General features: G+C 69.0%; 13 protein-coding genes. 3 read left to right on the top strand and 10 right to left on the bottom strand.

What is annotated here, in order from left to right; genetic code table 11:
• Positions 1 to 4: 4 nt before the first annotated feature.
• The 7 genes from ACIA58_RS40670 to ACIA58_RS40640 all read right to left on the bottom strand — a co-directional run bounded on the left by ACIA58_RS40670 (position 5) and on the right by ACIA58_RS40640 (position 6,676).
• Entirely contained in the window at positions 5 to 679 is a 675-nt protein-coding gene (locus ACIA58_RS40670) for an SDR family NAD(P)-dependent oxidoreductase (RefSeq protein WP_396409221.1), read from the bottom strand.
• Between the two features lie 86 nt (positions 680 to 765).
• Positions 766 to 1,386, bottom strand: a complete 621-nt coding sequence (locus ACIA58_RS40665; RefSeq protein WP_396409220.1) for a hypothetical protein — start codon at positions 1,384 to 1,386, stop codon at positions 766 to 768.
• Positions 1,387 to 1,446: 60 nt separating this feature from the next.
• On the bottom strand, positions 1,447 to 2,178 hold the full coding sequence (locus ACIA58_RS40660) for a hypothetical protein (protein ID WP_396409219.1): 732 nt from the start codon (positions 2,176 to 2,178) through the stop codon (positions 1,447 to 1,449).
• Between the two features lie 80 nt (positions 2,179 to 2,258).
• The gene (locus tag ACIA58_RS40655) at positions 2,259 to 3,785 is read right to left on the bottom strand and encodes a precorrin-2 C(20)-methyltransferase (RefSeq protein ID WP_396409218.1); all 1,527 of its coding nucleotides are present in this window, start codon (positions 3,783 to 3,785) and stop codon (positions 2,259 to 2,261) included.
• Positions 3,785 to 4,414 carry a precorrin-8X methylmutase gene (locus ACIA58_RS40650; protein WP_396409217.1) on the bottom strand — a complete coding sequence of 210 codons (630 nt, stop codon included), beginning with the start codon at positions 4,412 to 4,414 and terminating at the stop codon, positions 3,785 to 3,787. The genes ACIA58_RS40655 and ACIA58_RS40650 overlap by 1 nt, the downstream gene beginning before the upstream one ends.
• Positions 4,411 to 5,499 (bottom strand): precorrin-3B synthase, encoded by a 1,089-nt coding sequence (locus ACIA58_RS40645; RefSeq protein ID WP_396409216.1) that lies wholly within the window; start codon positions 5,497 to 5,499, stop codon positions 4,411 to 4,413. The genes ACIA58_RS40650 and ACIA58_RS40645 overlap by 4 nt, the downstream gene beginning before the upstream one ends.
• Positions 5,500 to 5,509: 10 nt before the next feature.
• Positions 5,510 to 6,676 (bottom strand): MFS transporter, encoded by a 1,167-nt coding sequence (locus ACIA58_RS40640; protein ID WP_396409215.1) that lies wholly within the window; start codon positions 6,674 to 6,676, stop codon positions 5,510 to 5,512.
• A 176-nt stretch (positions 6,677 to 6,852) separates the two neighbouring features.
• On the opposite strand from ACIA58_RS40640, the gene ACIA58_RS40635 reads away from it, so the two are divergent.
• Positions 6,853 to 7,335, top strand: coding sequence for a MarR family winged helix-turn-helix transcriptional regulator (locus tag ACIA58_RS40635; protein ID WP_396409214.1), 483 nt, complete (start codon positions 6,853 to 6,855; stop codon positions 7,333 to 7,335).
• Between the two features lies 1 nt (position 7,336).
• On the opposite strand, the gene ACIA58_RS40630 is transcribed toward ACIA58_RS40635, so the two are convergent.
• Positions 7,337 to 8,290, bottom strand: a complete 954-nt coding sequence (locus ACIA58_RS40630; RefSeq protein WP_396409213.1) for a phosphotransferase enzyme family protein — start codon at positions 8,288 to 8,290, stop codon at positions 7,337 to 7,339.
• A 126-nt stretch (positions 8,291 to 8,416) separates the two neighbouring features.
• On the opposite strand from ACIA58_RS40630, the gene ACIA58_RS40625 reads away from it, so the two are divergent.
• Together ACIA58_RS40625 and ACIA58_RS40620 are read left to right on the top strand one after the other, a co-directional pair.
• Positions 8,417 to 9,832 (top strand): DHA2 family efflux MFS transporter permease subunit, encoded by a 1,416-nt coding sequence (locus ACIA58_RS40625; RefSeq protein ID WP_396409212.1) that lies wholly within the window; start codon positions 8,417 to 8,419, stop codon positions 9,830 to 9,832.
• 17 nt (positions 9,833 to 9,849) lie between these two features.
• Positions 9,850 to 10,461 carry a TMEM175 family protein gene (locus tag ACIA58_RS40620; protein ID WP_396409211.1) on the top strand — a complete coding sequence of 204 codons (612 nt, stop codon included), beginning with the start codon at positions 9,850 to 9,852 and terminating at the stop codon, positions 10,459 to 10,461.
• On the opposite strand, the gene ACIA58_RS40615 is transcribed toward ACIA58_RS40620, so the two are convergent.
• Positions 10,447 to 12,015: a carboxylesterase/lipase family protein gene (locus tag ACIA58_RS40615; RefSeq protein ID WP_396409210.1), complete on the bottom strand. Its 1,569-nt coding sequence runs from the start codon at positions 12,013 to 12,015 to the stop codon at positions 10,447 to 10,449. The two genes, ACIA58_RS40620 and ACIA58_RS40615, sit on opposite strands and share 15 nt — an antisense overlap.
• 56 nt (positions 12,016 to 12,071) lie before the next feature.
• Positions 12,072 to 12,848 (bottom strand): precorrin-6A synthase (deacetylating), encoded by a 777-nt coding sequence (gene cobF / locus ACIA58_RS40610; protein WP_396409209.1) that lies wholly within the window; start codon positions 12,846 to 12,848, stop codon positions 12,072 to 12,074.
• Between the last annotated feature and the right edge of the window lie 6 nt (positions 12,849 to 12,854).

Here is a 12,854-nt window from a genome sequence, read left to right as displayed (position 1 = left end):
TCTCCTACATGCTCAGGTAGCCGCCGTCGACGGGTACGACGGCGCCGGTGACGAAGCCCGCGTCCGGGCCGGACAGGAACGCGATCACGCCGGCGACCTCGTCGGGCGTGCCCCAGCGGGCCATCGGCGTACGGGACAGGATCCGGTCGGAGGCGGCCGGATCGGACTGCAGCGCGGTGGTCAGGTCGGTGGCGATCCAGCCCGGTGCGACCGCGTTCACCCGGATGCCGTCGGCGGCCCAGGCGACGGCGAGCGACTTGGTCAGCTGGACGATCCCGCCCTTGGACGCGCTGTACGCCGGGACGAGCGGACCACCGAAGTAGCTCAGCATCGAGGCGACGTTGACGATGCAACCGCTGCTCGCGGCGAGGAGGTCGTGCGCGGCCTCGGCGGCTCGCATCGCGCCGGTCAGGTTGATCTCCACGACCTCGCGGAAGACCTCCGACCGGTGCTCGTCGCCCCGCCGGATGATGCCGGCCGTGTTGACCAGTACGTCGAGGGAGCCGAGCGAGCCGATCAGCGCCTCGAGGTCACCCGGGTGCCCGAGGTCGAGCTCCACCTCGGTCGGTTGAGCGCCGAGGCCGGCTGCCACGACGTGCAGGCCGTCGGCCGCGAGACGCCGTACCGTGGCCGCGCCTATCCCGCTAGTGCCTCCGACGACCAGAGCGGTGCGTGTCATTCCGGCATCCTCCGCGGATCGAGCGGGCCGGGGCAAGCGTGAGCCGGACGACGGATCAGGGCCATCCGCCGTCCGGTTGCCTCCGGTCAGCTCACGTCGATGCGCTTGTGGTACCGCTGGCCGGCCATCGCGCCGATCAGCGCGGCCAGCAGCGTGATCACCACAGCCGCGATCACCACGACCACTCCGCCGGTCGTCAGCGTGTGGTCGGAGATCGGCACCGACGGCAGATCGACCCGGTCCAGTACGTCGTACTGCGAGCCGGCCACCGCCGCGACACCGGCGACCACCGCGGTCACGATGATCCCGATCATCCAGACGCCGAAGCCCTGCCGGGCGCCGTCGAAGCGGGCCAGCCGGCCGGCGACGTACCCGCCGTTGTAGTACGCGATCGCCAGGATCACCAGCAGGACTGCGCCGGAGGCGATCCCGATGGTGCCGGCGGAGTTGTTCCAGTCGATGGTCAGCGCGTAGTCGACCGCGGCCGCGACCGCGCCGACGATCCCGGTGAGCAGCGCGATCAGCCCGATCGCGACGATCCAGCCGAAGAAGGCCGCGCCGCCCTTGAACCCGCGGTACGCCGGATCGACCGCGTCCCGGGTGGGCGTGACGGTCCGGCCGGACGACGTGGTGGTTCGATCGTCGTCGTACGTCTCGGACGGATCGATCCGCTCGATCCGCGTGTCTTCCTCATGCTGCTGGGTCATAGCGGTCTCTCCTCGCCAGGCAGCCCCGTGCAAAAGCCCGGTACCCCGCAGCAAAACCCCTTAGTCCAGCAGTTCGTCGATCCGGTCGTGGTACCGCCGGCCGTTCTTGCCGCCGAGGATCGCCGTCAGCAGCGTGAGGACCAGCAGTGCGGCCGCCGCGACGATGCCACCGAGCAGGAGCGTGTTGTCGGCCAGCGCCACGTCCGGCCAGTTGATCCTGCCGACCAGGTCGTACTGGTTGTCCAGCACCCAGCCGGCGCCGCCCGCGATCACGCCGACCACCAGCGCGATCATCCACACCCCGAATCCCTGCCGTCCGCCGTCGAAGCGGGCCAGCCGGCCGGCGACGTACCCGCCGGTGTAGAAGGCGATCATCAGCATGAACGTCGAGACAGCCGCCGCGGTGATCAGCGCCGCACCGGGCTGTGCCTTCGCGTCGCTGGTGGTGTAGTCGAGGATCTCGGCGGTCCCGAGCGCGGCCGCGGACACGGCTGCCAGCAGCAGGACCGACATCGAGATCGCGATCAGCCAGCCGAAGAACGCCGCGCCGAACTTGAACCCGCGGTACGACAGCAGCTCCGTCGCGACCTCCGGCTCGGCAGGCCCAGCGCCGGGCGGCTCCGGGATCGTGATCGTGCTCATCGCCCTGCTCGCGGCGGCCCGGGCCTCCTCGTACCGCTGCGTGGTGGTGTCCTCGCCGACGGGTGTGGCGATCGTGGCTGTGCTGCCCGCGCTGCCCATGCTGCCCATGCTGCCTGTGCTGCCTGCGTCACCCGGGTACTGCTGACTCATGTCCGCTGGCTCCTCACTGGTCGGCTTCCGCGCGGGTCCCTACCCGTCCGGATCGCGCCCGACACAGCCAGGGCGCGGATTTAACCGGCTCCTGGTGCGGCCTCACTCTCCGTCGCCGGGTAGCGGCGCGGAGTGAAGACCAGCGGGCCGTCGGGGCGGGACACTGTGCGGGTCTGTGACGAGCCGACCAGGAGCAGGCACCGCATGTCAACCGCTTGGGCGTCGAGTTGGGCCAGTGTTGTCACGGTGATCGTCTCCTCGGGGCCGCCGACATCCCGGCCGATCACGACCGGCGTACCGGGGGAGCGATGCTCGAGCAGCAGGTCGCGGGTCGCCGCGACCTGCCACGTGCGGGACTTCGAGGCGGGGTTGTAGATCGCGATCGCCAGGTCGGCCGCGGCCGCCGCGGTCAGCCGCTGGGCGATCACCTCCCACGGCTTGAGCCGGTCCGACAGCGACAGGACGCAGTAGTCGTGCCCGAGCGGCGCACCGACGCGGCTGGCGACGGCCTGGGCGGCGGTCATCCCGGGCAGCACGCGTACGGCGATATCGGCGTACTCCGGCTCCGACGCGACCTCGGTGACCGCACTGGCCATGGCGAACACACCGGGGTCACCGGACGAGACGACAACCACTGCGGAGCCCTTCCGGGCGAGGTCGAGCGCGAATGCGGCCCGCTCGGACTCGACGCGGTTGTCGGACCCGTGCTTGCGTTGACGGGCGCGGTCCGGCAGGCGGTCGACGTACGTGGTGTAGCCGATCACGTCGTCGGCGCCGGCGATCGCGGCGCGGACCTCCGGGGTCATCCACTCCGGTCCGGCCGGTCCCAGGCCGACCACGGTCACCGAGCCTTCGGTGGCGGTCTTGGTCGTCGGGGGAGCGAAGGTGTTGTTGATGGGGCTCGGGAGGAGGGCGAGGGAGAAGTACGGGACGTCGTCCGGGTCGACTTCGTTGAGCGGCGCAGTGCGCTGGGTGTCGGTGGTCGCGCGCTCGACGTACCAGGCCTCGTCCGCTCGCCCGGCCAGCTCGAACGCCTCGCGGACTCCGGTGAAGGTGCGGCCGAGCTTCATCACGGCGGCGGCGTCGGTCTCGCGGAGGCGCTCTGCGAGCACGTCCGGTGGGAGGGTGCCGGGGAGGACGGTGAGGATCTCGTCGCGTTCGCACAGCGGCCGTCCGAGTACTGCGGCTGCCGCGCTCACCGAGGTGACGCCCGGGACGACCTCGCACGGGTAGCGGTCGGCGAGGCGTTTGTGCATGTGCATGTACGACCCGTAGAAGAGCGGATCGCCTTCCGCGAGCACGACGACGTCGCGGCCGGCGTCGAGATGCGCGGCGAGCCGGGCGGCGCAGTCGGCGTAGAAGTCGTCCATCGCGCCCTGGTACCCGCCGGGGTGGTCCGTCGTCTCGGTGGTGAGCGGGTAGACGAGGTGCTCCTCGATCTGGCCCTGTGTCAGGTACGGCGAGGCCACCCCGCGGGCAATGCTCCGCCCGTGCCGTGCGCTGTGGAAGGCGATCACGTCAGCGGCGCCGATCAGCCTGGCAGCCTTGACCGTCACCAGCTCGGGATCACCCGGGCCCAGTCCGACACCCCAGAGTCTGCCGGTCATCATTCCTCCTCGCTGGCGATCGCGTTGACGGCCGCGGCGGTGATCGCGCTTCCGCCGCGGCGGCTCCGGACGATCAGGTACTCCAGGTCGAGCTCGTTCGCCGCGAGGGCGTGCTTCGACTCGGCGGCACCGATGAAACCGACGGGGATCCCGAGGATCGCGGCGGGCCGCGGCGCACCGGCGGCGAGCCGGTCGAGGAGGTGGAACAACGTCGTCGGAGCGTTGCCGATAGCAACAACTGCGCCTTCCAGGTGCTCATCCCACAGCTCGACCGCAGCCGCGCTCCTCGTCGTCCGCAGGTCCTGCGCGAGCCCGACCGTCCGCGGGTCCGGCAGCGTGCAGATCACTTCGTTGTCCGCCGGCAGCCGGCGCCGGGTGATGCCGGCCGCAACCATCTGCGCGTCACACAGGATCGGCGCACCGCCTTGCAGCGCGGCCCGGGCGCTCTTCACGACGTTCGGCGACCAGGCCAGATCGGCGACCAGGTCGGTCATCCCGCAGGCATGGATCATCCGTACGGCGACCTGCGCCACGTCGGCCGGCAACCCGTCGAGCGCCGCCTCGGCCCGGATCGTCGCAAACGACCGCCGATAGATCTCCGCGCCGTCTCGCACGTACTCGTAGCTCACACCCGTACCCCATCCACCCAGTAGCCGTCGCCCACCGCAACCACATCCACAAACCCATCCGCCGGCTTCCCGCATCGCCGCTCACACCCGGCCCAATGCACCCGCCGCCCGTCACGTGGGAACGTGGGCATCAGGCGGGAAGCGTCTGCGCGGACGTCCGCCAGAGCCTTCGCGCAGCCCGGCCGACCTGCGCAGGCAGTGACACCTTCCCAGACCGAGTCCGGGGTGGTGACCAGCCCAGCGTCTTCCAGGCCGGTAGCTGTCGCCGGCACCACGACGGAGCGCCACGGGGTGACCCGGATCTCGTCCGCCGTCTCAACCAGCGCAGCGGCCTGGTCCTGCGTCAGGCTGCCCAGCGGAACGGTGACCACCAGCGCCGTCCCGTGCAGACCAGCTGTCACGCGCGTGGGCTTCATCTCCAGCGCCTCGGATGCCTTCAAGCCGAGACGCTGGAGGAGCTGCTCCTCGCCGCCTGCGACCTCAGCGATCCGCCACTCCTGATCCCGCACGTCCAGGAAGGCCTCCGCGGCAGTCAGCATCAAGTCCGGTACCTCGGCCCACCCGACCCGCACACCGCGGCTGCCGAGGCTCAGCACAGCACTCCGGTCGTCCAGCGCCAGCACAGCAACGTCAGCCTGCACGTCGGCCAGATCGCCGCGCCCATCGTCCAGAGCGAACAAGAACCGTCCCGGCAGCTCCGCCAACCCCGGCCGGGCACACAGCCCTTGGTCCAGCGCGATCGCCACCGGCAGTACGTCGTACCGCGACTCTTCGTCCAGACCGGACAGTGGCGAGGCCAGGATGTTGCGGACGCGCTCGTGGGCGATCGACGGCAGCAGGCCAGCTCCGAACAACCGGTCCGACAGCTCTCGTGGACCGTCTTCTCTGAGCGCGCGGATCTGCACGTTCCCGCGAGAAGTGAGTTCTAGTCGGCCGTCACCCACCTCGGCGGCAGCGACTCGCAGTACCTCGAGCTGCTGTGCGGTCAGCCGTCCACCCGGCACGCGGACCCGAGCCAGACCGCCGTCTGCCGCCTGGTGCACCGCCAGCACACCAGGGCATCGATCGGTCTCGGTCCGGGCCATGCCCGCGATGCTACGTCCCCGTGGCCTCGTGTGTTCTGGACCACAGCAGCACCGCGACTGCCAGCGCCGCACATGCACCGCCGGCCACCATCGTCACCGGTAGGGACCATGCGTCGACCACCATCCCGCCGAGCAGTGCACCGATCGACAGCACCGCCTGGTACGACGACGTGAACCACACCGTCGCCGCCTCACGCGACTGCGGTGAGGCCTGGGCGAACATGCTCATCGAGCAGACCGGGATGCCGCCGTACCCGAGTCCCCAGACCACGAGCAATACAAGGGCTCCAGCGGCGGTGTGACCCGCGAGCGGCAGCAGCAGGGTCGCCGCTGCGATCAACCCGGCGCAGGTGGCAAAGGTGGCCCTTAGGTTCCGGACAGCCGTAGTACTGGCGAGGAGGTTGCCGACCAGACCCGCGGCTCCGTAGATCAGCAGGAACAGCCCAATGAGCTCCGGGCGTACGACGTCCCGCAGGAACGGCGTCACGTACGTGTAGGCCGCGAAGTGTGCTGTGACGATCAAGCAGGTCACGACGAGGGCGTTGCGGCTACCGCGAAGCGCCTGCCGGAGTACGGCGGCTCGCGTGACCTGCAGTGGCGGTAGTGGAGGCACAGTGGTCCGCAGTGCGACCAGCGCCACTACCGCGAGTACTCCGAGCGCGGCGAACGACGTACGCCAGCCGGCGAGCTCGCCGACAAAGGTGCCTGCTGGTACGCCGAGTACTGAGCCGAGCGGCACCGCCGAGAAGATGACCGCCGTCGCGCGTGGTGCCCAGCGCTGCGGGACCAAGCGTCCGGCAAGGCCGGCGCCGATCGACCAGAAGCCGCCGATGGTCAGCCCGACGAGGAATCTGGCGACCAGCTCGAGCCAGAAGACCGATGCGGTCGCAGCGAGGAAGCCTGCGGCAGCCAGCAGCACCATCAGCGCGCAGAGCATCAGACGGCGGTCCAGGCGGGCGGTGGCGACGGTGACGACCGGTGCGGCGACACCGGCGACCAGCCCGGGCATGGTCATCAACCACCCCGTGCGTCCTGGAGTGAGCGCGAAGTCCGCACCGATCGGAGTGAGCAGGCCGATGGGCAGGATCTCCGTGGTGGTGATGGCGAAGATCCCGAGCGTCACCGCGACGACTCCGAACCACCGAACGGTCGGCGTACGGGTTTCCAGAAGGGTCATAGTTACGAGCGAACTAGTTGCCGAACCGCCAAGCTCGCGATTTCGCGACACCGCGGTGGACGGCGACCAAGCCGTCGCATTCCCGCGATCGCCGGCGCGTTGCTGACGGCGGCCGTGAGGAATGATCTAGCGCGGGATTATCTGGGGGCAGATGATTCCGCGCTACTCTCGAAGGTATGGCGCATCTTCCGGAACGTACCGTGCCCGACCTGACCGGCTACCTCACGCACGCGGGTCATGTCCTCGAGACGCAGTTGTCCGCGGCGCTGGCGGAGGTCGGGCTGACGCTGCGGATGCAGTGCGTGCTGCGGCATGCGCTCGAGGCGGAGCGGACCCAGATCCAGATCGCCGAGCTCGCGTACCTCGACAAGACGACGATGGTCGTCACCGTCGACGCGCTCGAGAAGGCCGGGTACGCCGAACGCAAACCGTCCGCGACCGACCGCCGCGCCCGCATCATCGCCGTCACCGACGCCGGCGCCAAGATCGCCGCCGAGGGCCAGAAGATCGTCGACCGGGTCCACGCCGACGCCCTCGACACCCTGGCCGCCGCGCAACGCAAATCCTTCATCGACGCAGTGACCACGCTCGTCGACGGCCCGCTCTCCACCCCGGTCACGGCCCAGCCGGTCCGCCGCTCCCGCCAGCGCGCCGGCTGAGCTATCCGGGCACGTACACGGTCAGCTCCCGCCACGACTCCTTGCTGTCCTCCGAGTCGACATGCGGCTGCCGGAACAGCTGCACGTACGACGCGATCTCGGCCAGCGACCACCGCACGTCGAAGAGTTCCATAGCCGCGGCGCGCGGACTGACCGGACCGGCCTCCGACTGGTACGCCGGGAGTACGTCGATCGGCCCGCCGAGGACCGCGACGAGGTCGCGTTCGCGCGGCGCGAGCCGCACCGTCACCCAGTCGACCAGCCGCATCTCGCCATCGACCGTGCGAAGGACGTTGGCACTGTGTGGCTCACCATGCGTCACGACCCACGGCTCGTCCGAGGCCTCGACCTCGCGCACGAGCGCGTCGTAGTACTCGAGTCGGCTGCGTACGTACTCGTGTGCGTCAGCGAGCCGCAGTCGGGTCCGCTCGGCGTACGGCCCAGCAGACCAGGGCTGGTCGAGATCGGCGAGTGCCACCAGCAGGGCATCACGGTCAGGTATGGCGAAATCCCAACGCTGCAAGGCTTCTGGCGCCGGAGCCGCGTGTAGCCGGCCGACGATCCGTGCGATCTGCTCCCGCTCCGCCGGGTCTTCCCAGTCACCGTCCGGAGTACTCCACCCCTGCAGATACGGCAGGACGACCAGCGTCCAACCTGGCAGTACCTCGCGGAGGAGCTGCCCGCTGCGATCGGGCAACGGCGCCACGGCGAACTCGTAGCCGCGGTCGGCCAGGTCCTTGCTCGTCCGCATTGCCGCCTCGATCACCTGCCCGCCGCCCGAGCCGACCCGATCGGCGGTCACGAACCAGCGCGGCCCGTCGGTCCCGGAGGCGATCCAGTGATAACTGCCGAACCCGACGGCTGCGTAGACAACCTCCTCGGCCACAAAACCCCAGTGTTCCTTGAGGATCCGGGCTACCAGGTCGCCCGAGATCTCCGTCGGCTCGTCCCTCATCCAGCGACCCTAACCGCGCCCCCGGGCAAGCGGCAGCCCATTTTCAGGAAGTCGTTCGATAAAAGATCGTCTACTACAGAACGATCTGCTATGGTCTTTTCAATCGGACCGACTGAGGAGAAGACCGTGAGTGTGGACGCGATGGTGGAGCCGGCGCTGCGAGGGCGGGCCAAGGCTCTGGTGGTGCTGTGCGTGATGCAGCTGATGATCATCCTCGACGGGACCGTGGTGACGGTGGCGTTGCCGACGATCCAAGGAGACCTGGGGTTCTCGCAGGCGGGACTGGCATGGGTGATGAACTCGTACCTGATCGCCTTCGCGGGCCTGCTCCTGCTCGCAGGGCGGATCGGGGATCTGATCGGGAGCAAGCGGATCTTCGTCGCGGGGCTCGGGTTGTTCACCGCTGCGTCGTTGTTGTGCGGGGTGGCAGGCAACGCGGAAGTGCTGATCGCCGGGCGGTTCCTGCAGGGCGTCGGCGGAGCGCTGGCCTCGGCGGTGATCCTGGGCATGATCGTGAACCTGTACCCGGCTCCCGGCGAGCAGGCGCGGGCGATGGGCGTCTACAGCTTCACCGCCGCGAGTGGCGCGTCGATCGGACTGATCCTGGGTGGCGTGATCACCCAGACCATCGGCTGGCACTGGGCGTTCTTGATCAACGTCCCGATCGGACTCGTCTCGCTGCTGTTCGCAGCGCGGCTGCTGACTCATCAACCTGGGCTGGGCCTCGCCAACGGCGCTGACGTCCTGGGCGCCGTGCTGGTGACCGCAGGTCTCTCGCTGGGTGTGTACACGATCGTCCAGACCGCCGAGCCGCATGCGACGCTCACCCGCACGCTCCTGCAGGCGACCGCGTCGATCGTCCTGCTGGCTGCCTTCGTAGTACGCCAGGCGCGGATCAAGAACCCACTGCTTGCCTTGCGCATCTTCCGCCGCCGCCAGCTCAGCGTGGCCAACGTGGTGGTTGTCCTGCTCTTCGCAGCCGGATTCGGCTTCCAGTTCACCACTGCTCTGTACGTGCAGCGCGTGCTGGGCTACGACTCGCTCACCACCGGCCTGGCCTTCCTCCCCGCGCCGATCATGAACGCGCTGATGTCGCTGTCCCTGGCGCCGCGCCTCACCGTCCGCTTCGGTGCACGCAAGATGCTGATCGCCGGACTGGTCGTGTTCCTGCTGGCGCTGCTCTGGATCAGCCAGGCGCCGGTCGACGGTTCGTACCTCGTCAACGTCGGCCCTGTGCTCGCAGTGATGGGCGCTGGTATCGGCGTCGCGATCCCGGCGGCGATCATGCTCGCCATGGCCGGTGCGGACGCCAGTGACGCCGGACTGGCGTCCGGACTGAACAACACCGCCCAGCAAGCCGGCGCAGCGATCGGGACCGCAGTACTGGCAACCCTCGCGGCGTCGACCACCGCGCACCGACTCGACCTCGGCGAACTCCAAGCGCTGAGGGACGGGTACGGCGCCGCATGGCTCGCTGCTGCCGGCTTCGTCTTCGCCGCGGCCGTCATGTCGATCAGCCTGCTCCGTCAGCGACACACCTGACCGCTACTGTGTCGGCCGTGAGTACGTCGAGAGACCCCGACCGTCTGGTCCTGTTCACCGATGCGGTCGTCGCGATCGCCATCACGCTGCTGGTGCTGCCGCTGGTCGACCTGGTGCCAGAGGTGAAGGCAGAAGGCGGCGACGCGGTCAGCGTGATCGGTGACCACCGGCAGGAGCTGTTCACGTTTTTGCTGAGCTTCGTGGTGATCGCCAACTTCTGGCTGGGCCACCACCGGGTCTTCGAACATGTCCGCGCGTACACCACGGCGATGATGCGACTGAACCTGCTCTGGCTGCTCACCATCGTCGTGCTGCCGTTCCCGACCGAGATCATCGGCGCCTTCCCGAGCGACCGGTTCACGGCCGGCGTGTACACCGGCACGATCCTGGCGCTGAGCATCTGCCAGTCCGCGATCACGTGGATGATCCGCGGGCACAAGGAGCTCGAGAAGCCGGACAACCCGGTCAGCAAAGGGGACCTGGTCGGTTCCCTGCTGCTGACCGGGTTGACCGTGGTCGCCTTCGTGCTGGCGGCCTTCGTTCCCGGAGTGAACTTCTACGCGCTCCTCTTGCTACTCCTGTCGCCGATTGCCATGCGGGTGTGGAGGAGATCCTCAGCCAAGGCCTGACCAGAATCCGCACTGGTGCTCGGCGCTCAGATTCACCTGCTTGATGCCGGTCTGGTCAGTCGGTGCGAGTGAGAGGCCGTTGACCGCGCGTACGCCGTTGGGCGACCAGTGCGGTCGGTCCGGACCGTTCGGATTGCCGGTCCGGGCGAACGCCGTCCAGTAGTCGATCATCTGGTTCGACAACGTCTGCTGGGTTTCTGACATCGGGAAGTCGTATCCGCCGAGCCGGAACAGGTACGGCAGCTCCATGGCGTGTGCGGCTCCCAGTCCGGGCGGTGCGATCGGTGAGTGCTTGTCCGCGAACTCGTACGCGTACACCGGCACCTTCGCGGCCGCCTGCTGGTCCGACGCGACCTGCGTGCAGGACCAGATCCGGTCCGTGGTGACAGCGCCCCAGGCTGCAGCCGGCGATTCGTACTTGCTCTGCGGGTAGTGCCGCAGCACCTGCGGGGCCTTCTCAGCACCGACCATGTTCTTCACGAGCTGCGGGTAGTCCTTGATGTCGCCGAACGCGGCCAGCCAGCCGTTCGCCTCATCGTGATTGTTCCCGGAGATGATCGGCACCCGGTGGAACAGGCCGGCCTTCAGTGCGCGAGCGGGTGACAGTGGTACGACGGCAGTCCCGCCGTACCCGATCTGGGTGAACTGCAGCGTCTCGTCGACCAGTACGTCGGACTTCGCGGCGCGGAGGCAGTCGAGCATGGACTGGCCGGGCTTGCAGCCGAGCTTGGCTTTGTTGTCGGCGGCCCACTCCTTGCCGTTGGCCTGCACAGTGCTGGCCGGGATCCACGGGGAGTCCGCGGCCTGACCGGGGTACTGGCTGTTGGCGGCCCAGTTGAACGCGCAGGAGCCGCTCTGCATGATCGCCTTCGAGAACAGGCCGGTGGCGGTCGGAGAGGTCAGCTGGGCGCAGACGCTCATGCCACCGGCGGACTCGCCCGCGACAGTGACGTTGTGCGGGTCGCCGCCGAACGCGCGGGCGTTGCGCTGCACCCAGCGCAGCGCGGCCTGCTGGTCCTGGAGGCCGTACGTGCCGGATCCCGGCAGCCCCGGGTACCCGAAGAAGCCGAAGATGCCGAGCCGGTAGTTGACCGTCACGACGACCACATCGCCGCGGGCGGCGAACTTCGACGCCTCGTAGCTGTTGCCGGCGCCGGAGAAGAACCCGCCACCGGGGATCCACACCACGACCGCGCGGGGCTTCGTCGAGGGCTTAGTCGGGGTGGTCACGTTGAGGTAGAGACAGTCCTCGGTCGACGACCCGTCCGGCGCCTCCGAGTTCGCTTGCTGCGGGCACACGTTGCCGAGCTTCGATCCGCGTACGCCGGACCAGGGCTTCGCCGGCTGCGGCGCTTTCCAGCGCAGCGCGCCGACCGGGGGAGCGGCGTACGGGATGCCGTCGTAGACCTGCGCGTCCCCGACGGTCCTGCTCGCCACCTGCCCGTTGTCGGTTCGCACGACGTTCTGCTGGGCCGCTTCACCGGGCCCGGCGAGGCCCACCAGCAACCCCACCGGCGCCAAGCCGGCCACCAAACCCACCAAGATTTTCTTCATGCCAGGAGCCTCATCCAGCCCCTCGCATCCCCGCGTCGGTCCGAAGTCCAGACGACCTACACCTTTGGTCTAGGTCCCACCGACCGCCGTACCAAGTAGGTGTCCATGATCCAGCCCTTGCGGTCACGGGCCTCGGCGCGGGCCTTCTCGATCTCGGCCGCGACCTCGCGCAGCGGGCCGGAGATGAGGATCTCGTCCGGCGTCCCGAGGTACGCGCCCCAGTAGATGTCCGCGTCCTGATCCAGATGCTCGGTGAACGCCGTCTGCGCGTCGAGCATCACGACGACGTCGTCCACCCCCTCCGGCCAGCCGGCCGCGAGCCGCCGCCCGGTCGTGATCTGGATCGGCCGACCGACCTGGTTCAATCCGACCCGGTGCCGCGCCGCCAGCGTCGACACGCTGCTGATCCCCGGAATCACTTCGACCTCGAACGCAAGCTCGCCCCGCGCCTGGATGTCGTCCAGGATCGCCAGTGTGCTGTCGTAAAGCGAGGGATCGCCCCAGACCAGGAACGCACCCACCTGGTCCTCGCCCAGCTCAGACGCGATCATCCCCGCGCACACGTCGGCCCGGCGTCGCCGCCAGTCGTCCACAGCCTCGACGTACGCCGAAGCCGACCGATCCCGCTCCGGGTCCCGGCCGACGACGACCCGGTAGTCCTTCGACGTCGCGTACCGCCGCAGGATCTCGGACCGCAGGTCGACCAGCTCCTGCTTCACCTCGCCCTTGTCCAGCACGAAGAACACGTCGACCCGGTTCAGCGCCGACACGCCCTGCATCGTCACCTGCTCCGGATCGCCCGCACCGACGCCGATGACCAGAATCTCCCGCATGCGGGC

Source organism: Kribbella sp. NPDC051586, assembly GCF_044453965.1.
GTDB lineage: Bacteria > Actinomycetota > Actinomycetes > Propionibacteriales > Kribbellaceae > Kribbella.
This window is presented reverse-complemented; position numbering and strand designations above follow the sequence as displayed.

Excerpts from the sequence above, each read along its gene's own strand:
- ACIA58_RS40670 (WP_396409221.1), bottom strand. The coding sequence starts at position 679 with ATGACACGCACCGCTCTGGTCGTCGGAGGCACTAGCGGGATAGGCGCG.
- ACIA58_RS40665 (WP_396409220.1), bottom strand. The coding sequence starts at position 1,386 with ATGACCCAGCAGCATGAGGAAGACACGCGGATCGAGCGGATCGATCCG.
- ACIA58_RS40660 (WP_396409219.1), bottom strand. The coding sequence starts at position 2,178 with ATGAGTCAGCAGTACCCGGGTGACGCAGGCAGCACAGGCAGCATGGGC.
- ACIA58_RS40655 (WP_396409218.1), bottom strand. The coding sequence starts at position 3,785 with ATGACCGGCAGACTCTGGGGTGTCGGACTGGGCCCGGGTGATCCCGAG.
- ACIA58_RS40645 (WP_396409216.1), bottom strand. The coding sequence starts at position 5,499 with ATGGCCCGGACCGAGACCGATCGATGCCCTGGTGTGCTGGCGGTGCAC.
- ACIA58_RS40640 (WP_396409215.1), bottom strand. The coding sequence starts at position 6,676 with ATGACCCTTCTGGAAACCCGTACGCCGACCGTTCGGTGGTTCGGAGTC.
- ACIA58_RS40635 (WP_396409214.1), top strand. The coding sequence starts at position 6,853 with ATGGCGCATCTTCCGGAACGTACCGTGCCCGACCTGACCGGCTACCTC.
- ACIA58_RS40630 (WP_396409213.1), bottom strand. The coding sequence starts at position 8,290 with ATGAGGGACGAGCCGACGGAGATCTCGGGCGACCTGGTAGCCCGGATC.
- ACIA58_RS40615 (WP_396409210.1), bottom strand. The coding sequence starts at position 12,015 with ATGAAGAAAATCTTGGTGGGTTTGGTGGCCGGCTTGGCGCCGGTGGGG.
- cobF (WP_396409209.1), bottom strand. The coding sequence starts at position 12,848 with ATGCGGGAGATTCTGGTCATCGGCGTCGGTGCGGGCGATCCGGAGCAG.